Annotated in this window: 24 protein-coding genes; 2 read left to right on the top strand and 22 right to left on the bottom strand. The window is 29.9% G+C overall.

The window, feature by feature from the left end; all coding sequences use genetic code 11:
- Positions 1-30 precede the first annotated feature (30 nt).
- The 11 genes from bsdE14_RS20815 to bsdE14_RS20765 form a co-directional block, all read right to left on the bottom strand.
- Positions 31-525 (bottom strand): GNAT family N-acetyltransferase, encoded by a 495-nt coding sequence (locus bsdE14_RS20815; RefSeq protein WP_264851936.1) that lies wholly within the window; start codon positions 523-525, stop codon positions 31-33.
- The gene (locus tag bsdE14_RS20810) at positions 516-1007 is read right to left on the bottom strand and encodes a GNAT family N-acetyltransferase (protein ID WP_264851935.1); all 492 of its coding nucleotides are present in this window, start codon (positions 1005-1007) and stop codon (positions 516-518) included. Before bsdE14_RS20810 ends, bsdE14_RS20815 begins: the two co-directional genes overlap by 10 nt.
- A gap of 155 nt (positions 1008-1162) precedes the next feature.
- Positions 1163-1720 carry a hypothetical protein gene (locus bsdE14_RS20805; RefSeq protein WP_264851934.1) on the bottom strand — a complete coding sequence of 186 codons (558 nt, stop codon included), beginning with the start codon at positions 1718-1720 and terminating at the stop codon, positions 1163-1165.
- A gap of 130 nt (positions 1721-1850) precedes the next feature.
- Positions 1851-2816: an alpha/beta fold hydrolase gene (locus bsdE14_RS20800; protein ID WP_264851933.1), complete on the bottom strand. Its 966-nt coding sequence runs from the start codon at positions 2814-2816 to the stop codon at positions 1851-1853.
- A 119-nt stretch (positions 2817-2935) separates the two neighbouring features.
- Positions 2936-3463, bottom strand: coding sequence for a GNAT family N-acetyltransferase (locus tag bsdE14_RS20795; RefSeq protein WP_264851932.1), 528 nt, complete (start codon positions 3461-3463; stop codon positions 2936-2938).
- A gap of 12 nt (positions 3464-3475) precedes the next feature.
- The gene (locus tag bsdE14_RS20790) at positions 3476-4318 is read right to left on the bottom strand and encodes a DUF2268 domain-containing protein (RefSeq protein WP_264851931.1); all 843 of its coding nucleotides are present in this window, start codon (positions 4316-4318) and stop codon (positions 3476-3478) included.
- Positions 4290-4916 carry a histidine phosphatase family protein gene (locus tag bsdE14_RS20785; RefSeq protein WP_264851930.1) on the bottom strand — a complete coding sequence of 209 codons (627 nt, stop codon included), beginning with the start codon at positions 4914-4916 and terminating at the stop codon, positions 4290-4292. Before bsdE14_RS20785 ends, bsdE14_RS20790 begins: the two co-directional genes overlap by 29 nt.
- Before the next feature lie 63 nt (positions 4917-4979).
- Entirely contained in the window at positions 4980-5768 is a 789-nt protein-coding gene (locus tag bsdE14_RS20780; protein ID WP_264851928.1) for a sugar phosphate isomerase/epimerase family protein, read from the bottom strand.
- 87 nt (positions 5769-5855) lie between these two features.
- Positions 5856-6851, bottom strand: a complete 996-nt coding sequence (locus tag bsdE14_RS20775; RefSeq protein WP_264851927.1) for a S66 family peptidase — start codon at positions 6849-6851, stop codon at positions 5856-5858.
- A 323-nt stretch (positions 6852-7174) separates the two neighbouring features.
- A complete protein-coding gene (locus bsdE14_RS20770; protein WP_264851926.1) occupies positions 7175-7828 on the bottom strand; it encodes a (Fe-S)-binding protein in 654 nt (217 codons plus the stop codon).
- 193 nt (positions 7829-8021) lie between these two features.
- Positions 8022-8348, bottom strand: a complete 327-nt coding sequence (locus bsdE14_RS20765; protein ID WP_264851925.1) for a YjcN family protein — start codon at positions 8346-8348, stop codon at positions 8022-8024.
- A 241-nt stretch (positions 8349-8589) separates the two neighbouring features.
- On the opposite strand from bsdE14_RS20765, the gene bsdE14_RS20760 reads away from it, so the two are divergent.
- A complete protein-coding gene (locus bsdE14_RS20760) occupies positions 8590-9762 on the top strand; it encodes an alpha/beta hydrolase family protein (RefSeq protein ID WP_264851924.1) in 1173 nt (390 codons plus the stop codon).
- A 339-nt stretch (positions 9763-10101) separates the two neighbouring features.
- Here bsdE14_RS20760 and bsdE14_RS20755 read toward each other — a convergent pair whose 3' ends face one another.
- The 11 genes from bsdE14_RS20755 to bsdE14_RS20705 form a co-directional block, all read right to left on the bottom strand.
- The gene (locus bsdE14_RS20755; protein WP_264851923.1) at positions 10102-10971 is read right to left on the bottom strand and encodes an NAD-dependent epimerase/dehydratase family protein; all 870 of its coding nucleotides are present in this window, start codon (positions 10969-10971) and stop codon (positions 10102-10104) included.
- A 103-nt stretch (positions 10972-11074) separates the two neighbouring features.
- On the bottom strand, positions 11075-11740 hold the full coding sequence (locus bsdE14_RS20750) for a class I SAM-dependent methyltransferase (RefSeq protein WP_264851922.1): 666 nt from the start codon (positions 11738-11740) through the stop codon (positions 11075-11077).
- Between the two features lie 173 nt (positions 11741-11913).
- Complete coding sequence (locus bsdE14_RS20745; RefSeq protein WP_264851921.1) at positions 11914-12795, bottom strand: aminoglycoside 6-adenylyltransferase; 882 nt, start codon at positions 12793-12795, stop codon at positions 11914-11916.
- Between the two features lie 94 nt (positions 12796-12889).
- Positions 12890-13144 (bottom strand): TfoX/Sxy family protein, encoded by a 255-nt coding sequence (locus tag bsdE14_RS20740; RefSeq protein ID WP_264851919.1) that lies wholly within the window; start codon positions 13142-13144, stop codon positions 12890-12892.
- Positions 13145-13219: 75 nt separating this feature from the next.
- Complete coding sequence (locus bsdE14_RS20735; protein WP_264851918.1) at positions 13220-13453, bottom strand: hypothetical protein; 234 nt, start codon at positions 13451-13453, stop codon at positions 13220-13222.
- Positions 13454-13682: 229 nt separating this feature from the next.
- Complete coding sequence (locus tag bsdE14_RS20730; protein ID WP_264851917.1) at positions 13683-14573, bottom strand: methyltransferase domain-containing protein; 891 nt, start codon at positions 14571-14573, stop codon at positions 13683-13685.
- Between the two features lie 321 nt (positions 14574-14894).
- Complete coding sequence (locus tag bsdE14_RS20725; RefSeq protein ID WP_264851916.1) at positions 14895-15248, bottom strand: VOC family protein; 354 nt, start codon at positions 15246-15248, stop codon at positions 14895-14897.
- Positions 15249-15507: 259 nt separating this feature from the next.
- Complete coding sequence (locus bsdE14_RS20720; protein WP_264851915.1) at positions 15508-16650, bottom strand: beta strand repeat-containing protein; 1143 nt, start codon at positions 16648-16650, stop codon at positions 15508-15510.
- 104 nt (positions 16651-16754) lie between these two features.
- Positions 16755-17966 (bottom strand): MFS transporter, encoded by a 1212-nt coding sequence (locus tag bsdE14_RS20715; protein ID WP_264851914.1) that lies wholly within the window; start codon positions 17964-17966, stop codon positions 16755-16757.
- A 72-nt stretch (positions 17967-18038) separates the two neighbouring features.
- On the bottom strand, positions 18039-19088 hold the full coding sequence (locus bsdE14_RS20710) for an ArsR/SmtB family transcription factor (RefSeq protein ID WP_264851913.1): 1050 nt from the start codon (positions 19086-19088) through the stop codon (positions 18039-18041).
- A gap of 151 nt (positions 19089-19239) precedes the next feature.
- On the bottom strand, positions 19240-19734 hold the full coding sequence (locus tag bsdE14_RS20705) for a GNAT family N-acetyltransferase (RefSeq protein ID WP_264851912.1): 495 nt from the start codon (positions 19732-19734) through the stop codon (positions 19240-19242).
- Between the two features lie 351 nt (positions 19735-20085).
- Between bsdE14_RS20705 and bsdE14_RS20700 the strand changes: the two genes are divergently transcribed.
- Entirely contained in the window at positions 20086-21207 is a 1122-nt protein-coding gene (locus tag bsdE14_RS20700) for an AI-2E family transporter (protein ID WP_264851911.1), read from the top strand.
- Positions 21208-21249: the final 42 nt, after the last annotated feature.

The raw sequence follows: 21249 nt of genomic DNA, 5'->3' as shown, positions 1-21249 counted from the left end.
CCCCTAAAAATAAAAACTAGTATTAAAAAGTTAAATCTTAATTGAATAAGAGAATCCATTTTTTGTATTTGAAGATTTCATAAATCCCATACCCTCAAATAGTCTTTGAGAAGCAGCATTGTAACTATATATTTCTCGGACTTTTAATTCTTCGAATTCTAATTCTTTTGCTCTTTCTATTAATGCCTTAATTACTTTTTTCCCAATTCCTTTACCTCTGCAGTTTTTGTCTCCAATAACTATAGGCATATCATCTTTCCAAAAAGTAACATCACCAACTGGCTTGAAAATGTTATTATCTATAATTTCAATAAAATATAATTCACCAATATTATTTAAGTATTCGTACATCCTTTTTAATTTACTAAAATCATATAGCTTTGCATCTGGGCCATCAACTAATTTCACAGTATTTTCATCTTGATACCAATCAAAGGCAAATGAATAATTATTATCAAATTTTCTTAATCTCAATTCATTGTCAATAATAATAATCTTAGGCTGACTAATATTTTCTATTGGCATGATGCTGCTTCTTTAAGTTCCTTTTCCATAGTTAAGAATTCCATATCACCTTTAACTGTTTTGCCAATGAATTCGCCTATAATTAAAAAACCTAGGCTCTTATAAAGTCTTATAGCTCTTTCATTAAATTTAAGTACTGAAAGTCCAATGCTCTTTAGATTGTACCGTTCCTTAGCAAAATCCAATATGGCTAGTAAAAACTCTCTTCCTTTGCCTTGACTTGTTAAGCTTGGCTTCATTTGGATAGAAAAAGTTACCTTATCATTTAGATAAAAGGCACAATTACCAACTAATTCATTGTTCTCATTATAGATTGAATAAACATTAGCATCACTTGGAAAACTTTTAACATAATCTATTTTGCCTTGTGAAGCATCATTATCAAAAAATGAATATATCCCTTCGTATTTCCAAGTAAGCATGTCCACTACATCATTATTTGTAACTTTTCTAAATTCATAATTTCTAAATTTATTTAACATCATTAATCCCCCTTATTATGCATGCTTTCTTACATATCGATCTAATTATACCATAATTTAGTTTAAGTCACATAATGCTTATGCTTGAAAAGAAAAAAGATATGCTGGAATCAACCTAAACATATCTAATTAACTTATTTCCCACATATTCATTGTTAAATAATTTTTATTTGAAATATTGCCACTATTAAATAAAATACAAATGCATATTTAAAACATTTATTAAAAATATCCTTATGTATATATTTTAATAATAATAGTATTGAAACAAATAAAATTGTAAATATACTATAGGTTTGCCAAATGGGCATATTTAATATTTTTGCTAGTACTCCCTCGTCATTGATTGGAAGCATATCCTTAGCACCAAGTATTATAGAGTATAAATACGGAATTAATCTAGTTAAACACATAGTTATGGTAAAATAAACTCCTATAAATATAGTTCTTTTTTTCTTAAAAGCATATACTAAAATGTAGCCTGCCAGTGCTAAAATTAAGCTTATTAATGGTCCTCCTAGAAATCCTAACAAGCTTGTAGAATTCGAAGGAGCATCGGTATAATTAAAATGTAATTTTGCCGGTATTCCGTCTAATCGCCATCCTATTAAATGCCCAAGTTCATGGATAGGTGCTGCTATAATTGTGATGGCTAGAAAAATGAACTTTGTAAATAAAGAATCAATATTTAATGTAGATTTTCTTCTCTTCATAACTTTAAAACCTCTTATTAATAATTACTCATATACTCTCTTACAATCTAATTTATAACTTCTCATAGCATTTTTTCTTCTTTTACAGTATTACTTTAGTTTAATTATTTCTGTTTATAATTTACTTAAACTAACTATTCTTCGACTCTTTGTTATTGACATCCAGCAAGGCTTCAAAAAATAATTGAGGCTGATCTACCATTGTTCCGTGTCCTGCATTAGGTATTAAATATAACCCCTTAGAAGGTGCATTAATTTTATTAAAATAATTCTGTGCTATAACATATGGGGTTTGCCAATCATTTTCCCCTAAAATATAATAGATTGGCACCATATATTCTGTTGACTCTGCATTTAAATTAAAGTAATATAAAAACTCCAGTACTTTTTTGTTAGCTTTAGCTGCTTTAGACAGAGCAGAAATATCTGAAAGTTTAAATATTGGACTCTTAAATATATTTTTTATTAAAGGCAAAGTCATAGTAATAGCTAAGTTATATTTTCCTTGAATCCTACGCACTTTTGAACATTTGGTCATAAAGCTGCTATCAAATTTTTCTCCTGGATAATTACCAATAGCCTCTAATCTTTTTAGAGTTTTCTTATCATTAGCCTTTATAGCTAATTCCTTTACTTTTTCATACCCAACACGCTCATTATCAATTAGGCTAATCACTTGTCCTACACCAATATAATAAGCAACCTCTTCAGGATACTTTTTTGTGAATATAGTTCCCAAAACACTTCCCCAAGAATGACCAAGTATAATAACCTTTTGTTTATTATATTTTTTCTTCAGATATTGAACAGTATCGTATAAATCCTCTAACATGGAATCAATTGTTGGATATATATTCGGATTTCTAGTAAGCGTCTTCCCTGCACCGCGTTGGTCCCAGTGGACTACTGTAAAAATTTCTTCCCATTTTTCTTGAAATGCATGTGCAAATAGTGATTCAGCAAATCCTGGTCCTCCGTGTAGGAATAGCATCACTGGATTATCATAATTAGTACCAGAATGAAATAAATATTGATCAATACCATTAATTGATACATATTCCTCAATGAAAATTTCTCTATTTTGTCTATTTCTCATAAACTATATACCCCATTTCCCCAAAAAATATAGTTGTTATAATATACATATTCATAAGACTTGAAATAATTATAATTATGTTTATATAAGCACCATATAATAAAGAATGATTTTCTTATTTATAGACTAATCCAATAACGCTGAATGACTTCAGAGAAAGTTTCGCTATAAATTTCATTTTCTAATATTCCATTGTTATTTTGAATAACTTTAGCTGAAGCTATATTTATTTTATCGCAGGTCACTAAAACTTTTTCAAGCTTTAACTCTCTGCACTTTTCAAGACCAAATTTTAACATAATAGTGGCATATCCATTTCTTCTTTCAGTAGGTCTAATGGAATAACCTATATGTCCACCTTCATTTAAAAGAAAATCATTTAACCTATGTCTAATATTAATCATTCCTAAAATTTTACTATCTGATGATCTTACAAAGAAGTAAGTATTTGCAGATACTTTATCTTTAGTTATATTAGGTAAATCCATATCCTTTTCAACTTTTAAGAGCCATTCGTTGTAAATATTGTATCTTTGAAGTCCACCGGTTCCATTGATTTCGGATTTGTATTCGTAAAATTCTTGTATATATTCCTTTGCTTGTTTTTCATACTCTTTTGTAGGATAAACTAATTTATAAGCATCCATTTCATCACCTCATTATAAGGGGTATCCACTCATAGCGAAAATTTCTTCTGAACTCATTTCAATCATATGCTTTACGCTAATTTGAGGATAGTGTTTTTTAAAGCAATCAATAATTTTATGTCCAAAATAGTAACCAGCACACCAAGGAATTTCAACCTTATCATCACCAAACATATATTTAACATAATCGAAATCCCTATCATTTAACATTTTAGAGTAATATTTATTCCACACTTCACTTTCTTGTTCTTTAGATATTTGAGAAATCCACAAAGGATTTAAAGTTGGGTTTAGACTTTTTGCAAAAGCATCTGCTTGACCATCAATTAGCATTGCCTCTATAAAGCTTCCAGTACGACCTCCATGAATAACATGCCAATAATTTCCCCACACAGTATGATGATATTCATGTGCAAATACATATGAAATCCATTCCAAATAATCCTCAGCAAATGGGTTAATATTTATTATAATATTTCCAAATACACTAACTCCACATACCCCATTCTGACGATATTTTACTACTGAATTTTCGTCATCCAATGGATAGATAGCAATAGTTATTGGATCATCATCATAATTAGGTAGAGCATTCACCACTTTCATAAATTTACTCTTAATCTCATCAATATTTATTTTTTTCATTAGCTCTATTTGATTTTTCAATTTAGATATGTCCTTTATTGGTTTTGGTTTTCGATCTGACATATCAACTGGTGCCCAATGACTAATTCGATTCCAATAAGGTTTTATAGCATATTTATCCCACAAGCTTTCGTAATTTTGAGGATCGTTTTCCATCTCAGAGATGTAGCCATCTAAATTTTCATAAACCTTTATTATATCTAATTCCATTTTCTTCTCCTTTAAAACTATTATTTTTTTTGAAGTTAAATTTCTCACTGTCAATTTCTATAATTGTGGTATTGTCAGCTTTAAACTTCATCATCTCAGCGAAAGGTGTATTGGTTATACAGCATAATATGCACATAATAACTGCCCCATGTGTTACAACTGCTGTATCACTAACTTCCATATTTACAATTTTATGTATAGCAGCTAAAACACGCTGCAGCATATCTTCATAGGATTCACCTTTTGGAGGTCTTGTATATCTACGGTTATTAAACCATTCGTCATATTCTATTGGAAATTGTTCCTGAATTTCCTTCCAAGTTAATCCTTCCCATTCGCCAAATTTTACTTCCTCCAGTCCATGCATAGGAACAAATTCTACTTTTATAGCTTCACTTAATATTTGCGCTGTTTTAAGGGCTCTTTTTTGTTGACTTGAATAAATTTTAGAAAACTTATAATTTGCTTCTATTATTTTTTCACTCAACTGCTTTGCTTGTGTTATACCAGTATCATTAAGACAGCAATCATAGCTACCCTGTATTTTCCCCAGTACATTCCAATCAGTTTGTCCATGTCTTATTAAATATAGTTTCATAATTGTGCTCCTTAGTAAATTAGTTTCTTTATCCATAGATAGAACTTATTATTATTAATGAAATTATCTAATATTATTTTCTATATAATCTATGCTTTTTTGTATTGCTGCTATAGCTTGTTTAGTGCTTGTTATATTATTTCTTTTCTTATTATCAAGATCCAATTCTATAGTCATTATGCCATCATACATTTCCTTTTTTAAATGTGTAATAAAGTCTTTTAAAGGTAAATTTCCTTCGCCTAAGACTTTATGTTCATTTCCATTATCAAAGTCACTAATATGTATATTTTTCACATGGCTTTTAAACTTCATAAAGGTTTCTAGAATCGGATAGCCGCTAAAAGCACAGTGAGTTGTGTCAAAGGTTAAGTCTATATTATTTTCTGTTACAAATTCAAACAATTCATCAACTCGTCCTAAAAAACTTCCTCCATTAAATTTAGGTAAGTTTTCGCTAGTTATATGAATATCTTCAATGCTGCAGTAATTAATCATGTTTTCTTTATGAAGATCATCTAAACTGCTTATTCTTTCATCAAAATATTCACCTAAAACCATGTGTGAAATAATAAGTTTTGAACCCAAAATTTTTGATATTTCAATGCTTTTGTTAATCCAATATTGCTCACTCTCTCTTCTAGGGAAAGCAATAAATTCTAGTGGAGTATGTATACTTAATACATTAAGATTTCTTTTTGAAACTTCATTTTGTAGCTCTAGAACATCAATGTCTATAAATGCCTGATTAAGAAATAGCTCTATATTTCTACAAGATGTACTTGCAATAATATCTAAAATCTCCTTATAGCCTTTAGTGTAGTATAAGCCTGTTGATACTGAAATTTCCATAATATCTTTTCCTCCATCTTTTTTTATTTGTCATCATAAGCTATTCTATCTTTATAACATTATTTGATAATTTAAAACTTATCTATTTTACCAATCCTCTAGTATTTTTACTTTCTTTTTTGTAGCATCAAGTTCTATATAACAGCCAATAGGTAGCGTCATCATTGGATGAGTATGGCAGCAATCAAAGTCTGCAAGGAAAGGTATCTTTTTATCTCCTAGAACTTCTAATAATATTTCATATGGTTTTCTACCTGTACCTGAGTCATCGAATACTTGATGTTTACCTAAGATTATTCCTGAAATTCTATCGAAGACACCATTAACTTTTAGCAATGAAAAACTTCTTTCTATTGTTGCGGCATCTTTTAAAGCATCCTCAATAAAAAGTATGTCACCATCCTTGATTTCAGGCATATACTTACTGCCCCAAATTCCTTGTATGGTATCCAAATTTCCACCTATTACTCTACCTCTGACAATACCATCATATACTGTTATCATCTGATTTTTTCTTTTTTCTTTACTCCTGTCCTGTGTTTCCCAATCAATATATTCATCAGTCCAAAAGGTAGGTGCTTCAAATATATAAGGTATTATTGTACTATCAATAATAACATCTTTAAAATAATCATATGTTAAATCGACAAAGGGTGGAAATTCTCCAAAAGAGGCTACTAATGCAGGACCATAATAGGTACTTATTCCTGTTTGTGAATATATAGCAAGTAAGATTGCTGTAACATCAGAATAACCAATTATTATTTTAGGATTTCTTTTAAAAGCCTCATAATCAATATATGGAACAATTGAGTTTGAGTTCATTCCTCCAATAGTTGACATGATACATTTTACTTCTGGATTTCTTATTAATTGATTTAACTCCTCTGCCCTTTCCTTAATGCTTCCCGATCTATAAAAATCATGTTTTGTTGTTAAACTTCCATCTAATATTTTAAATCCTTTATCATGCAAATATTTTTTTGCTCTTTCAAATCTTTTAGGACAATAATAGGTTATAGGCGAAGATGGTGAAAAAATACCTATAGTATCTCCAGCCTCAAGTTTTAACATGTTACTCATATGTATCCACCTACCTTAAAATATTATTTTTTAATTTACTTAGCAAATCCAATCCTGAACATTGTTGTCTAATTATACCATAATTTTACTTAAGGTGTATATTGCATGTTTTATATCTTCAGTCAAAAAAGGTATGCTAATTTAGCACACCTCTTTTGAGAATATATAAGTTATCTATTTAATTACATGACTATTTTTTATATTCGCTTCCATCAAGAATGATAAGTAAAGAATGCTTTTAAAAGAAGTTTCAGTGGCAATAACTCAGAAACTTCTTTTAGAACAATGTTTTTTGTGAAATCTGCTCTTTATGCTTTATTAATTCAATGCTCATCTATAAATTCTTGTAATTCTTTATGCCAATCCTCAGGCTCAGTGGTACCAATATTTGTTTGCTCTTCAAACAATAAGTCAATAATATACCTTGGTTTTTTCCCTCCAATATGCATTGATTTTATACATGAAATACAGTAAACAACTACGTTTTCACAGGGCATTTCATTTGCACGTTTTTTCATCTGCTCTTTAACAGCCTCAACTGGCAGTGTTCCATAAAAACTGTCACCACAGCAGTTTGCTTTCGTACGAGTTTTTTCCGGTTCAACAATTTTTATATTCATTCTTTTAAGTATTTTTCTAATTGCATCATGCACTCTATACTCAGTACTCGTAGGGCAGGCATCATGTATGGTCATTTCCATACCTTTATAGTCAGGAAATGGAAATGTTTCACTATCAGCTAATATCTCCCAAAGGGATATAGTTGAAATACCATCATAAAGTTGCCTGCATCGCCTATCACAACCTGCACAGGTGTTTATTACTTGTGTACCGATTTCTAGGTTTGGCTCATGTCTACAGCAAACAAGGTGTTCATCCATAGGGCCTAAGTCCTTATTTAAAAACTCTAATACTTTTTTAGCAAGCTCCGGCTTGTAAATCATAAAGGCACAACCAGGTGCATAAACCTGTTTCATTACATAACCCCCAATAAAAGCTTTATATTATATTAATATAATTAAGAATATCACAATTCAATATAATTTAAAATCCAAAATACATACTCTTGATATAACTTTAATAACAAATTAGAAAGTAATCTATTATCTTTTCCAACAACTTTATAATACCTAATTTATAATATACATTTTAATAAATTGAGGATTTCATTTAAGGACCTGTTCCAGCACATATTACTTTCCATCCTTTTTTATCATCTTTAAGGTAAAAGAATATAATATTATCCCCTAATTCGCCTTTTACTCCGTCAACTATAAATTGTTTACCATAATCCTTATCAATTATTTTAGTTTGACTTATTTTAAAATTTTGGCGGTAATATTTTAACTCATTTTTTCTGCAGTATTTTAATATTGCATCTTTAGGAGTTGGTGATGATGAATTTAACCACCACACAAAGACTAGTAATATAATTAATAATGCAGCTAATGGTATTAATGGTACTTTTTGCCAATTCACTTTATAATTGCTTTTCATAAACTCACCCTTTTCTGCTTTTTATAACTTTATAACGAGCAATTCATTTTTTTATATAGTAATAGACTTAGCTAATGGAAAATAGGTTCAATAATTTTTAAGCTTATGGTAAAGATTAACCATGTTAATAACATTTTACAAATTCATCATCTAAATATATAATAAGGTATATACCATATATTTGAATTAAAGTTATATTTATGTTCTTTTATGGTGAATTTAATTTTAAGGTGATATATATATGAAAATAGGAAGAATAGTTAGAGTTTTAGAGGACAAGGAGAGAAAAGAAACAATAATAAAAAGCGATGAGAATAGAAAGGTAATTATTAGCTTTTATTATCCTGCTGATGAAAACTGGAAAGAAAGCAGACAAGCACTTTATGTAGATTTATATAGCCCAAGAGAAGATGAATTTATTAGTATATTTAAGAATATGCTGCCTTATAAGGAGAATGCTGAAAAGGAAAACTATCTTAAAAGCATAAAGACTAATATATACAATGATGCTCCAATAAGTAAAAAAGCAGTTAACTGTCCAGTTATTATTCAATGCTCAGGACTTGGTTCTCCAAGGGATTATTTGACTTTCAATATTGAAGAATTAGTAAGAAAAGGATATGTTGTATTTACAATTGGTCATCTCTATGACAGCATGCTCACTATAATGCCTGATGGAAAATTGATTGAAATGGCAAAGGATGAATTAACTCAGGATGAAAAGAAAGAACTTATAGATATTAGGAAAGATGACATCATATTTGTGTTAAATAATTTAGAAAAATTAAATTTAGATGATGACATTATAAAAAACAAGCTTGATTTAAGTCGTATTGGAATGATAGGACATTCTTTAGGTGGAGCAGCTGTTTTTAAAGCTTCTCAATGTGATATAAGAATAAAAGCTGCAGTACTTTTTGATGCTTCTTTACAATTTTTTAGCTTATCTAATGTTGTAAAGAATAAACAAACACTAAATAAACCTGTTTTAAATTTTAGAAGAGGTACTTTTGATTATGAAACTTCCATGAAGAAGTATATAGATTACATGAAAAATAGCCTCGATGCAGATAAGTTTAAAGAAGGTATTCTTATTTATGATAATGTGTTAAGAGACTCGGCTGAAGAACAAAAGAACCTTTTTCATTATTTATGTGGTTATAAGTCTTTCATAAAGCTTAATACCTCAGAACATATGGCTTTCACAGATTATTCGATAGTAAAGGGTGAAAAGATGGAAAGTAAAATACTAACTGCCAAAAAGGCACATGAAGTAATTAATGATTTAGCAGTAAGATTTATGGACGAGTTTTTATGTGGAAATGGAAAACGGTATAGTAGTTTCATCAAGAATGATGAATATATAACATTAATTGACGAAGATGGTAAATCTATAAAAGGTACAAAATTATAATAATAGGTACTGTACAGGTTGATTCAAGTAGATAAGTAAAATTTGTAGTTAAATCTGGTACTACTCCAAAAACTATAGGTACCTATTACATTGAGTTTATAGGCTATAATAGTGCATCCAGTACTACATCACCATATAAATTGATCATTAACTAAAAAGAGCTGAAATCTTAAGAATAAGATTTCAGCTCTTTTTACACATGCAAATAATTATGAAAGTAAAGCTACTATTAGGCAAACAACCATAGCCACATTTTTTATGGTTTTATTACGAATATTATTGATGAAATCACCAAGATAACATTCAACACAATAAAAAATTCTAAAATAATAACCGCCCCTAATTGATAGCTTTATCAATATATTTATCTAGCAAATCATATATCCAGACTTTTAGTTCTGAAAAATCATATCCTAGATTAGTTGCCCTGCTAACATCAAGACTAAAGGATTTTTGTCCGTTATATTTTCCTTCAAGTCCTTCTCCCGAATATATTGCCCTCTTTCCTGTTTTCTGTTCTATGTAATTAACTATTTCATGTATAGAAATTGTACCAATAGTACTACTGTTAATTGAACCGACAAATTCTTGTTCTGCTATCCATGATAAGAAATTACCGGCTTCGGCAGAACCTATAAATCCTATTTGCTCATCTAGATTGTCAATTCTCATTGGATTACCTTTTATAATTTGTTCAACATAAAAATAAAGTCTTTGAGTATAATCATCTTCACCTATAACATAAGGAAAGCGAATAGCCACTGCTTGGAATTTAGAGTATGCTTTAAATAATGCACATTCAGCTTGTCTTTTTATCTCATCATAGGGATAGTCCTGTCTTGTGCACCACTTAAGACTGTGCGAATAAGGGTCATACTCGCTTTCATTAGTATTTAAATGCTGATTTGCATATACAGAAGCAGATGAGGTCATAACATATCTTCCGCAATTCAATGAATCCAATAAGTATTTTACATCATTCGAACAATATGCTAGATTATCGCATACAACATCAAAATATTTCTTTGCAAAAGCTTTAGATAAGTCATCTGGATTTGTTCGTTCAATGATAATTCTCCCAACTGTATCTCCGAATATATCTAATGCCTTTCCTCTTGTTGCAATTGTCACGTGGTGCCCTTTTCGCAATAACGAATTAACCATATGTACTCCAAAAAAGCGGGTTCCGCCTAATACTAATACCTTCATAGTTTTCTCCTTTATACTCATTGTTTTACTTTAAGATAATTAAACTACTAATCAAAAAATAATTAAAAATGTGCAAAATATAGCTATAACCACACTTCTAATATTACACTTTAGTTTTCTTGGCTAATAGTATAACTGTATTTTCATGTTGCCAGACCTTTTCAACACTTTTAAATCCAGCATTATAGAGCATCTGTATTTGGTTATCCGCAGTACATGGAGTGTCATAGTGATAGAAGCCCTTTGTAATTCCCAGTTCAGAGCGAATTCTTTTATTTTCATTAAAATAGTAGTCTTCCTCTTCTTGATTTGAGGCTACATAGTCAGTTTCTATATAAAAACCAGTTTCCTTTAAGCTTTTCAGTATTTTTATATATAAATCAATCTTTTCCTTATGCGTGAAATGATGAAGAGTTTCTACAGAAAGAGCAACATCGTATATACCCTCCCCCATATCATAATTAAAATAATTATCATTTATAAGGTTTATTTGGTCCAGTTTATCACTGTGTTTTTGTCTTAATTTCTCTAGCATATCTTTAGCCATATCAACCCCAGTAACCTTTATTGTTGGATTATTTTTGAATATTTCGTCCAATTCTAAGCCTGTCCCACACCCCAAATCAAGTAATTTCAATTCACTGCCACTTGGAATTAATTTTGCTGTTTTAATATAATACTTATCTGCTCCATCAACATTTTTCAACATATGTTCTTCATAGTCATTAACTCTATTATTAAAAAAGCTGCTCATTTCTTCTAAATTCATTTTAACATCTCCTTCTACTATTGCTTTTGTATAAATTATATTATTTCTAATAATTAGATAACAACCTTAAAGACAATTCAGAAATAAAAATGAGATAACTAAGCAAATTTGTAGTTTTTATTATATTCTTTAGTGATTTCAATAATTGACAATGATATATATCTATATAATTTTTAATAAATTTCCGCAGCATTCTTAGGTAATTCTTTGATATGTTTTATAAACGAAAAGCTCCTTTCAGCTTCAGTATAGTTATATTCATAACCGAGTATATTTCCTACTTTAGGTGCAATTTCTGAAAACAATTCGCAAGTTGTAATTAATGCATCCCAAGAAGACTCATAATCACTCAAATTAAAGGTTTTCATAAGTCTTGCCCATATTTCTGGATCTACATATTTTTTTAAATATTTTTTTGATTTTCCAGTACTTATTTTAAATTCTGTCTCAGTGCCTACGTACCAGTTAAGCATAGTAAGCAACTCCTGTCGTACATAGCTATTCATCACTTCTATGGTGAAAAGTATTTCTTCTCTCCAAAGTCCTTTTGCACAATATGGTGCTACCCACCAAAAATTATTGCAGCGGCTAATGTACTGGCCGTAAGTAGGTTTTTGAACCCAATAATCTTCATCCGTTGAAGCTGGAATTTGTGGTAAACAATTATCCTTATCTAAGAGAGGAACAGTCAGCTTATCAGCTCCATATTCTTTTACAAGAGCTTCTTTAGTCTGAAGATGCAAATCAATTCTATTACCATCAGTAAACTGCATCAAATAAGTATAACCATTTTCAAAATCAACATCTCTTCCCTGGATTTTGTCCAACTTATCAGGTTCTTGTATAATAATTGGAACACCATAAACATTTATCCAACCTTCATCCTTAATAAAAGATGCTGTTTCCGTAACTACATAAACAATGTCATAATCCTGAAATATATCCTTTTTCGCATTAGGGTTTGCACGGGAACCATTCATATAAACAGCTCTAATTCTAACATCGCTATTAGCCACACCTAATATTAAATTAAACATTTCCTTCTCTGTTCTCATAATAAAACTCCTTTTATACCTTGCAATATTAATAACTAAGTCCTTTGGATATATAGCAATCCTATATTTTACTAAATCCTCACGAAAATCAAAATTATTCTATAGTATCATAAAACTTTTTTAACTCGTCTTTTACTTCTATTGATAGATTATGCCAGCGCATTCCTTCTACTGCACCTTCTAAAGCATATAACCTATTTATACATGCAGATTCATCAATACTCTTTATTCTCAACCAAGCTTGCTTACTTCCAACCTCAATTAATTGTTCAATTGTTTCAATTCCTACTTCATTTAGTTGTAATTCGACTACTTTTCCAATGTTGGGTAATGTGGACAATTCTCCCATAGTAGTATTTCTCCTTTTGATTATCAATTTCATTATTCAGTCATATATATACTTTTAAAAAGAATTAAATTTACATTATATATTATTTTTTTCTACCAGCTTACTACAGGCTTCACATATGCCATCTTTGTTTAATGCTAGCGGCTTGAAGTAATGACGTAAATTTTTAGCTGCAACAGGACCAAAAGTATATATTTCTTCTGGCATATCAGGCTTGTATCCTAATGAATGACATATAGCACATTCATTTATCCATTTTCTCAGTGCAGGATATAATATTAAATATTCTTCTCCTTCAACAGGTGTCATAATCATATCAACTCCCTATTATACGTGTTTTAAAATAAATCAACATTACTTTTTAAGGTGGTAACTACAATTATAACATATTTATCCAAATTTTGTATATCATTCTTGCCAGTAATTGGTAAGACTGGCAATATCACATTATTGAAGCTTATCTAAATACCGCTGCTATTTCTTAATTACTATTACAACATAAAAAAATAAAAATTGATTGTGATTTACAATACTTAACTTATTTTGTGCCATAGGATATAAGTGTACAAGGTGTTTGAATTATATAAGTATAATCCTTATTTTTCGTTAAATATTCTGCTATTTCTGAGTCACAGTTCACAAACTTTTCAGCTTCACCTCTATTTAATCCTTTTTTCATAAGAGCTTCTATTTTTATTTCCTTTTCAGCTTCTGACAATTGTTTGTCCCATCCCCAGGTTGATGTCATTGCATTAAATTGATCAACATACTCTTTTATATCTGCGTTTGGATTAATGAATTTAACACTATCATTCATTCTTACTCCAACATTGTGTAAACCCAGTTCTTGCATAAGTACAGGAAGCTTAATTCCAAACCTGTAGTCTCTTCCACCCTGTTCTAGTTCACTTCTATACATTTTTCTATGTAGTTCTGTCAATCCTAGGCCAATATAATCTAAACCGTTAAAATAACGTCCTGCTTTTTCTAACTCTAAATCTCCTTCCATACAAATAACCAAACCATTAGGAACAACGGCTTGTATCATTTTTTTAAGGATATTTTCAGCATTAGGTATATGTCTTAAAACCGCCTGTGATATAGCAATATCATAGATTTCATTTGCTTCAAACTCTTTTATATCTTTCTTAATAAATTTCGTGGAGTATCTGGAATTTGCAAATATGTTTTCTGCTTCACTTAAAAGTGACTCACTAATATCAACACCAGTATACGTACTGCCTTTCGGCAATATAGGCATCAGCAATAATCCAATATATCCAAAACCACATCCGTAATCAACTATATTTACTGCTTTATCAATTTTCCAAACTTTTTCGACCAGAAATTCAATATAATCGTTGTTACACCAGCCGGTTCTTATTGCCTTTAAAAATTCTAATTTATCATTCCAAAATGGTTCACTCATAAATCTACCTCTACACAATTAATTATTATATACTTGTACATACATTGTAGTAATTTAAAACAGCTTTGTAAATATGTTACTACAGTTGGATTATCATTATAAAATTTTTTTATTTAATAATAACATTTTATAATTACATATAAATTATGTTATAAATTAAAAACAGGCAGTAACTCAAATAATTTAAGCACTTTGCCTGTTTTTATGTTAGTAAGCATATTAAAGTATGTTTCTATACAGATGTGACATTTTCTTGCAGCATATTATAATGAATTTCAAAGGAAATTATTAATTAAGCAAAGAAGTATAAATTAATACATGTTATTTTTCTTCAAAAAGTTGAACATTCATACCGTTAAAATCAGTAAAAAAGCAAAAGCGAACATTAGCTGAAGGCATCATAATTGGGCTTACTCCAATATTTCTGCCTTTCAGCATTTCTATTTTGTCATCAAGATTATCTACTCTAAAACCTACAGTAATACCTTCAATATTACCATGCTTTTTATAATTTCTTTCACAAATAAATTCTAACTTTGTTTCTTCTTTACCTAAAAAAGCAAGTTCTCCGCTTTGAATTTCATACCTGCTTACTACAGGTAGCTCTAAAAGCCATTGATAAAAGTCTATAGACTCCTGAATATTTTCAGTTTTAATTGTAACGTGACAAATCATAATAATCCTCCTTTATATTCAATAATATTCAATTATATCACTTAAACCTATTTTATGTATATTTAATATTGTATATCTTTGTAAACTAACAAGTTTTATGAATATAAATAATTCTTTATAAATAGCACATCAGGTTTGTCATGCTCTTTTAATTATAAAAAAGACGATCAAACTGATCGTCTTAATAAAATGAACACTTATATTTTACTAATAAATTTTATTTTTTATTTCCTATACTAGTTGATTTAATCATAACCTTCTATGGGGTGCTAGTAAACGTACTATTTGTAGAATTTACTGTGCCACTTGGAGTATTGGATATATCAGTAGGAGTATTGTTGATGAAGGTACTATTTCTAATATTAACTGTGCCAGAATCAAGATTTGCAATAGCACCGCCATTTCTAGCACTGTTGTTAGCGAATAGGCTATTTACGATGGTAACTGTGCCATCATTTGCAATAGCTCCTCCATTATTAGTAGCAGTGTTGTTAGTAAACGTACTTCTTACAATAGTCATCGTGCCGTCATTTGCGATTGCTCCTCCATTTTCAGTAGCTCTGTTGTTTGAAAAGATACTATTTGTAATATTGATTGTACCAGAAGAAAAATTACCTATAGCCCCTCCAAAATTAGCGTTATTATTAGAAAATGAAGTGTTTGTAATATCAACTATGCCTGAATCAAAATTAGCTATAGCTCCACCTGAAGCAGAGGATTTATTGTTAAAGAACAGGCTGTTGGTAATTGTAGCTCTTCCATCGTTTGCAATAGCGCCACCATTGCCAGTGGCAGTGTTGTTAACGAAAATACTTCTTGTAATAGTAATTGTACCGTCATTTGCAATTGCACCACCATTACTAGTAGAAGTGTTTCCAAAGAAGGTACTGTTTGTTATATTGATTGTACCAGAAGGAAAATTTCCTATGGCTCCACCAAAATTGGCAGAGTTGTTAGAGAAGGTACTATTAGTAATATTAATAGTACCAGAATCAGTATTTGCAATTGCACCTCCGGATGAAGTTGGAGCTTTATTGTTTGAGAAGGTAGAGTTTACCACATTCAAAGTAGCTCCTTCGTTAAGGATGGCACCACCTGCACCTGAACTATTACCATTTATGAAGGTTAAATCTCTGATTGTTACTACAGTTGTTGCGCCAGTAATATCTAATATTCTAGTTTGTCCATTTCCACTGATTGTTGGACCAGGACCGCTTATAGTTAAAGTTTTATTAATAACAATTTGAGTGTTTAAAAGAATAGTTCCAGATAAAATTGCACTACTAAACACAATAGTGTCACCTGCATTAGCTGTATCAATAGCATTACGAAGAGAACCTGAACCACTGTTATTTGTATTAGTAACTGTAATTGTTGGAACTTGAGCTAAATTTGAGATCATATTATCCTCCCCTTTTTTTCTTATTCTGTGGCTTGTCCTGATTTTATACTATGCAGTGTGGAGTTAATTGTGACAATCTTATAAGAAATTTAGTAATTTAATTCTTAAGCTGAATATTGTTTTATATTTCTTACTTTAGTTCCAATTACGGGTATTAATAGGACACCTGTTATTAGTATAAATACACCAGATACAATTAAAACTATATTCAATGGTATATATGTAATTATAGTTGAACCAAAAAGCGTTCCCAAAGGAACAGTGACACCGCATAAAGTACTCGCTAACGCCATGACCCTTCCCATTTTTTCTTTAGGTATTAAAGTTTGATATAGAGTACTAATGCCAATGCCAGCCATTGATAAACCTAATCCTAATATTGACATAGCAGCAAGTACAACATAGAAATTTGGAACTATTCCAGAAAGCATCACTGCTACCCCTTCTAAACATAATCCTATAATTACCATTTTGTACTTGTTTATAAAAATATTTGACATTATAAGCAAGGCACCTATCAATGCTCCAATAGATATAGCTGAATTCATCATTCCAAATCCGGTAGAACCCACATTAAGAATTTTAGTTGATAGTAAGGTCTCAAAAATTGTTAGTGGAGCTAGAAAAAAGTTGATAATAACTCCTCCTGCTATTACAATGTATAATAATAGCTTATCTCCTAATATAAATATCAAACCTTCCTTAAACTGCAATCCAATTCCCTTCTCGATTTTTGTAGTATCAATTTTAGGTATTTTTATAAAACTTTCGAAAACGGCACATATTAAAAAAGATAATCCATTTAAGAAAAATATCATTGACATGTTTATAAAAGCTATTAGAATACCTGACAATGCAGGTCCACATATATTTATTATTTGAGAGGTCATTTGATTTAACGTATTTGCATCCTTTAAGTCTTTTTCTTCCACTATAATTGGAATGGCTGAGGATATAGCTGGGTTAAATATCTCAGTAATAATGGAGGAAAGTATCATGAAAATATAATATATATATATTGGATATGTGTCTGCAAAAATAAACCAGCAAAAAATTAGCATTATAATCCCGTTTAATATATCCATGTTAATGATAATTTTTTTCTTATTAAGTCTATCTGCAAAAACACCAGATAAAGGTGCTATTAATACTCTTGGAACAGTAAAACACAAAACACTTAAGCCAAGGGCAATTGATGACCCTGTTTTTTTGTATATATACCACATTAATGCAATGTCGTAAAGGCTTGTTCCTAACTTTGAAATACTTTGACCTAACCATAAAAGTATAAAATCTCTATTTTTAAATATCCTCATTACAAACCTCCTATAATAATAGTATTAGTGATTTGACAAACATCAAACATAGGTTTAAAAAAATTGCTAACATTAAGTTAGCATATTTTCAAACTTTTTTAATAATTTTCTTATGTTGTCTTTATTAACCTGGTAGTAAACCTTATTTTCCTCTCTCATAGGGACTATAACACCAATATCACTAAGAAGTGATAAATGATGGGAAATAGTTGAACTTGATATTCCTAGTTTTTGAGATAGTTCATACCCATAGCATGGAGAAGAATTTAAAATTCCTACAGTTTTTACACGGTTTTCATCACTTAAAACTTTTATTGCAGCAAGAACTTTTTCTGCTGCAATATCATCTGTATTTTCTAATTCGGGTTGAGCAATTCCATAAACATATATTAACCTTTGATTCTCTTCAGAATAAGAGGTTAGTGAAGCTATATTGTAATAGTAGGACGGAATAAGTATTATTTTGTCTTTATCATTAGTACCTTCAAAATTTAATTGCATTAGCTTACTAAGTACCTCATAAGGCTTATTTCTTAAATTTTCTTCCATATAGCTGATACTTTTAAGTTGGAATTTCAGCACCATATCCAAGTTTTCCTCAAAAATTGTGTTGTAAAAATCTTTTAATAGTGTTATAAATCTTCTTTTAGTTTCCTCGGGTGCTGAGCAAAAATATGTTAGTTTCCATTTTTCAACCTCTGGTAATGAAGAACTAACTAAAAAGTTCTTAACTTCGATAGGATCATCAATATTTTCAATCCTCATATCTGGAACAAAACCTGTATTAAAAAAGCTTTTAATTAAGTCTTTTGCTGGGTACTGCTCAAGAAAATCAAAAAAGCTATCTATATTCTCATAACAGCTATTTTCCCAGATAGGTTGAACTAATGACATACCTAAGAAGCTTTCGTAATTAAAGAATATATTTATCTCTTGCTTTATGTGTTCACTAATTTTAGCTCTAGTATTTAGTACCCACTTGTTTAATTCCTCTGGTACATACTTGAACTTCTGGTGTTCCTCGGGAATTAGTCTTTCATGGCATTCCAGCCTAAACAAAGAAGCAAGTAGTTCATAAACTATGGAGCTTCCAATTTGGATTTTATCAGTTAACATCTTCATAGTGTAACCACCTTAAAAAAATATTTATATATTGTCTATATAATTAATTATATTTATATTTTCATGATTGTCAATTGTGTTATTCTATACTAGTCGAATGTTATAAATTAATAGTCATCTTAACCTGGTAAATAGCAGTATTTTATGCATTTTAGATTTTTTTCTCAAATAGATAAAACAAGCCTTTTCGCCAAGTTACTTCTCCAACCTTTTTATATCCAAGCTTTTTATACATTTTAAGTGCATATGGATTCTCTGAAAAAGCATCTAATCTTATTGACTCCACTCTCTCATTTCTCAACAAATCTTCAATTATTAACATAGTTTTATTTCCTATTTTTTTATTTTGATAGAGTGGATTTACACACAGCCTGTGTACTATAGCAAAGTTTTTATTATTATATTGCCATTTGCCATTTATATACTGCTCATCAAATTCACTATTTAATACAACCACAGAAACAATTATGTTATTTATTACACCAACATACATTTCGTCATTTAAAATATCCTCCTTAAGAATTGAGCTGCTGGGGTAAATTTCATCCCACTGATGTATATTATTTTTCTCCATTGTAATAATTACGTTCTTATAAATCTCTATTATTTCATCTAAATCATTTAGTTCAGCTTTTCTAATCTCCATAACTTGGTTCCCATCCTATCCATAATTTATTTTAATACCTAAATGTCTTGTATTTAAATTGACAGCTTTTATCATAATTAAAACACCTATAATTAATATTTTATTAATTAACTATTTAATTGTACCATAAGATCCAAGTACCTATAATCAACATCATAAATTTTTTAATTAGTGTTTTATATATTTTAGGCTATATTAATAAAATTGAAGATATGAAACAAAAAGCATTGTCAATGAATATAAACATTTTGTGGCAATAATGGCTCTATTTTGGTATAATCTATCTATTACTCAGCTATTTAAGACGATAATTTTTCAGAATTAAATGGCTAAAATGGAGGAGATTACTTGATGGAAAGAATAAAACTAAAAAATATACTAATAATTATAACTTATACAGTTGTTTTATATATGGCACTTAACCATTTTGGAGCAATAACTGGCTCCCTAGGTGCTTTGTTTAAAATAGTTATTCCGTTTATTTATGGACTTGCCATAGCTTATGTGTTGAATATTCCTTACGAGTTTTTTAGAAACAAGGTTTTTTATACTATAGAGAAAAGGACTAAAAAGCCTATAAAAGGACTTAATCCTCTTTCATTAGTTTGTACTTATGTTTCAGTTTTAATTGCATTTGCTCTTATTATCTGGTTCATTATTCCTCAGCTAGGAAGCAGCGTTAATTTATTAATTCAAAATATACCTTCTTATCTGGCATCACTTGAAACTTTGGTAAACAAACTTATGACTGATTTAAACCTAACCAGCCTTCTTGGAGCCCAAACTAATAACACCTGGACCGATATTTTACAAAAATCAGCTACTATGCTTAGTTCCATTTTACAAGGTGTTTTAAATTATGTTCTTGGACTAACAAGCAGTATATACAACTGGCTTATCGGCATAATTTTTTCTATCTACATGCTCATTGGAAAAGAAACTCTACTCCGCCAATTAAAAAGAGTTATGAATGCATTTCTTCCAAAGAAATGGGTAGATATTATAATGGATGTATCCGGACGTACTAACTATATCTTCAATGGGTTTATAAGAGGCAGCTTGAACGATTCTATTGTAGTTGGCATTCTATGCTTCCTTGGTATGAATATATTAGGAATACCTTATGCAATGCTTGTAAGTGTAATTCAAACTCTTACTAATTTAATTCCAGTTTTTGGGCCAATCATTGGTGCTGTACCAAGTACATTTATTATTTTAATGATAAACCCTGTTAAAGCGCTTGTTTTTGTTATTTTTATCATTGTGCTCCAGCAAATCGACGGTAATATCATTCAGCCACGTATAGTTGGAAATACCATTGGGCTGCCAGGAATCTGGGTATTATTAGCAATAGTAGTTGGAAGTGGCCTCTTTGGTATTGTTGGATTAATAATTGGTGTTCCAGTGGTTGCCGTTATATATGGAATACTTAGGGAGTCAGTAGATAAGCATTTAGAGAAGAAAGAAGAATAAAAATGAGAAATCCATGGATTATCCATGGATTTCTCATTTTTA

This window comes from Clostridium omnivorum, assembly GCF_026012015.1.
Classification (GTDB): Bacteria; Bacillota; Clostridia; order Clostridiales; family Clostridiaceae; genus Clostridium_AX; species Clostridium_AX omnivorum.
Note: the sequence above shows the minus strand (reverse complement) of the source record. Positions and strands in the feature narration are given on the sequence as shown.

What these genes read in the sequence shown, in the direction of transcription:
- bsdE14_RS20815 (WP_264851936.1), bottom strand. Translation starts at nt 525, where the DNA reads ATGCCAATAGAAAATATTAGTCAGCCTAAGATTATTATTATTGACAAT.
- bsdE14_RS20810 (WP_264851935.1), bottom strand. Translation starts at nt 1,007, where the DNA reads ATGTTAAATAAATTTAGAAATTATGAATTTAGAAAAGTTACAAATAAT.
- bsdE14_RS20805 (WP_264851934.1), bottom strand. Translation starts at nt 1,720, where the DNA reads ATGAAGAGAAGAAAATCTACATTAAATATTGATTCTTTATTTACAAAG.
- bsdE14_RS20800 (WP_264851933.1), bottom strand. Translation starts at nt 2,816, where the DNA reads ATGAGAAATAGACAAAATAGAGAAATTTTCATTGAGGAATATGTATCA.
- bsdE14_RS20795 (WP_264851932.1), bottom strand. Translation starts at nt 3,463, where the DNA reads ATGGATGCTTATAAATTAGTTTATCCTACAAAAGAGTATGAAAAACAA.
- bsdE14_RS20790 (WP_264851931.1), bottom strand. Translation starts at nt 4,318, where the DNA reads ATGGAATTAGATATAATAAAGGTTTATGAAAATTTAGATGGCTACATC.
- bsdE14_RS20785 (WP_264851930.1), bottom strand. Translation starts at nt 4,916, where the DNA reads ATGAAACTATATTTAATAAGACATGGACAAACTGATTGGAATGTACTG.
- bsdE14_RS20780 (WP_264851928.1), bottom strand. Translation starts at nt 5,768, where the DNA reads ATGGAAATTTCAGTATCAACAGGCTTATACTACACTAAAGGCTATAAG.
- bsdE14_RS20775 (WP_264851927.1), bottom strand. Translation starts at nt 6,851, where the DNA reads ATGAGTAACATGTTAAAACTTGAGGCTGGAGATACTATAGGTATTTTT.
- bsdE14_RS20770 (WP_264851926.1), bottom strand. Translation starts at nt 7,828, where the DNA reads ATGAAACAGGTTTATGCACCTGGTTGTGCCTTTATGATTTACAAGCCG.
- bsdE14_RS20765 (WP_264851925.1), bottom strand. Translation starts at nt 8,348, where the DNA reads ATGAAAAGCAATTATAAAGTGAATTGGCAAAAAGTACCATTAATACCA.
- bsdE14_RS20760 (WP_264851924.1), top strand. Translation starts at nt 8,590, where the DNA reads ATGAAAATAGGAAGAATAGTTAGAGTTTTAGAGGACAAGGAGAGAAAA.
- bsdE14_RS20755 (WP_264851923.1), bottom strand. Translation starts at nt 10,971, where the DNA reads ATGAAGGTATTAGTATTAGGCGGAACCCGCTTTTTTGGAGTACATATG.
- bsdE14_RS20750 (WP_264851922.1), bottom strand. Translation starts at nt 11,740, where the DNA reads ATGAATTTAGAAGAAATGAGCAGCTTTTTTAATAATAGAGTTAATGAC.
- bsdE14_RS20745 (WP_264851921.1), bottom strand. Translation starts at nt 12,795, where the DNA reads ATGAGAACAGAGAAGGAAATGTTTAATTTAATATTAGGTGTGGCTAAT.
- bsdE14_RS20740 (WP_264851919.1), bottom strand. Translation starts at nt 13,144, where the DNA reads ATGGGAGAATTGTCCACATTACCCAACATTGGAAAAGTAGTCGAATTA.
- bsdE14_RS20735 (WP_264851918.1), bottom strand. Translation starts at nt 13,453, where the DNA reads ATGACACCTGTTGAAGGAGAAGAATATTTAATATTATATCCTGCACTG.
- bsdE14_RS20730 (WP_264851917.1), bottom strand. Translation starts at nt 14,573, where the DNA reads ATGAGTGAACCATTTTGGAATGATAAATTAGAATTTTTAAAGGCAATA.
- bsdE14_RS20725 (WP_264851916.1), bottom strand. Translation starts at nt 15,248, where the DNA reads ATGATTTGTCACGTTACAATTAAAACTGAAAATATTCAGGAGTCTATA.
- bsdE14_RS20720 (WP_264851915.1), bottom strand. Translation starts at nt 16,650, where the DNA reads ATGATCTCAAATTTAGCTCAAGTTCCAACAATTACAGTTACTAATACA.
- bsdE14_RS20715 (WP_264851914.1), bottom strand. Translation starts at nt 17,966, where the DNA reads ATGAGGATATTTAAAAATAGAGATTTTATACTTTTATGGTTAGGTCAA.
- bsdE14_RS20710 (WP_264851913.1), bottom strand. Translation starts at nt 19,088, where the DNA reads ATGAAGATGTTAACTGATAAAATCCAAATTGGAAGCTCCATAGTTTAT.
- bsdE14_RS20705 (WP_264851912.1), bottom strand. Translation starts at nt 19,734, where the DNA reads ATGGAGATTAGAAAAGCTGAACTAAATGATTTAGATGAAATAATAGAG.
- bsdE14_RS20700 (WP_264851911.1), top strand. Translation starts at nt 20,086, where the DNA reads ATGGAAAGAATAAAACTAAAAAATATACTAATAATTATAACTTATACA.